Below are 787 nucleotides of genomic sequence, written 5' to 3' on the forward strand. Positions count from 1 at the left end.
CATCACTTCTTGGCCTTCGGCCAGCCGCTCGGCGCCGGTGTTCTGGACAATGACCTTCACCGTCTGTCCATCGCGGTCGACGAAATAGGTGCTGTTGTTGCCGGCGAAGATGCGTTTTGAAACCTGGCCCCTGACCGTGTTGGCATATCCCGCCTCGGACGTTGCAGAGCCGGTTGAAATCTGGATGCGCTCGGGCCGCACGGCGCAGCTCGCCTTGGCGCCGGCCGAGAGAGACGCACCCGACGCAGCGGCGATTGCTGTACCGTCGGGCAGCCTGATGCCGTTGCCGGTCGCATCGCCGCGAAAGATGTTGGCGTCGCCGAGGAAGGTCGCGGCGAACTCGCTTTGCGGCCTGTCGTAGATCTCCTCCGGCGGCCCCTCCTGCACCAGTCGGCCGTCGCGCAATATGCCGATGCGGTCGCTCATCGTCAGCGCCTCTTCCTGGTCGTGGGTGACGAAGATGGTGGTGATGCCGATCTCGCGCTGGATGCGCTTCAGCTCGATCTGCATGTCGACGCGCAGCGCCTTGTCAAGCGCGCCGAGCGGCTCGTCGAGCAAAAGCACGCGCGGCTTGGTGACGATGGCGCGCGCCAGCGCCACACGCTGCCGCTGGCCGCCCGAGAGCTGGTGCGGCCGCCGGCCGCCGAGCTTGCCGAGTTGGACGAGATCCAGCGCCCGCTGCACTTCCGTAGCGATCGTCGCCTTCGGCTCGCCGCGCACCGAAAGGCCGAAAGCGACATTGTCGGCGACGCTCATATTGGGAAAGAGCGCATAGTTCTGGAACACC

At 65.8% G+C, this 787-nt stretch carries 1 protein-coding gene; it reads right to left on the bottom strand.

Annotation, left to right across the window (positions count from 1 at the left end):
- Window positions 1–787: ABC transporter ATP-binding protein (locus tag EOA60_RS35420; protein WP_164899895.1), on the bottom strand; the 787-nt coding region annotated here is incomplete at both ends.

This window comes from Mesorhizobium sp. M1A.F.Ca.IN.020.06.1.1 (assembly GCF_004023265.1).
GTDB lineage: Bacteria > Pseudomonadota > Alphaproteobacteria > Rhizobiales > Rhizobiaceae > Mesorhizobium.